Source organism: Streptomyces violens (assembly GCF_000717745.1).
Lineage (GTDB): Bacteria > Actinomycetota > Actinomycetes > Streptomycetales > Streptomycetaceae > Streptomyces > Streptomyces violens.
In genome coordinates this window covers 1-243 of the sequence record NZ_JOBH01000053.1, presented here as the reverse complement: position 1 = coordinate 243, position 243 = coordinate 1, and the positions used below count along the sequence as shown (strand labels likewise).

Genomic DNA, 243 nt, shown 5'->3' with positions numbered 1-243 from the left:
CGCCATGCGGATCAGGTGCGCGGTCACCTCGCGCTGGTACTGCTCCGTGTCCTCGGCGGTCATCGCCTCGACGGCCGGCCGGGACTGCTCCCACGCCTGCGGCCACCGCTCCCGGACCTCGGTATCGAGCTGAGGGCTGGAGGACTCGAAGCCCTCGAACAGGTTCTCCGGCCTGTTGATCTTCACCATGTCGTTGTTGTCCTTGCCTTCCTCCAGTTCGGCGATGGTGCGGCCGACCGTGCG

Annotated in this window: 1 pseudogene; it reads right to left on the bottom strand. The window is 67.5% G+C overall.

Annotated features, from left to right (window positions below):
• Window positions 1-243, bottom strand: a pseudogene (locus IF04_RS0135355) (MerR family transcriptional regulator); the annotation flags it as partial.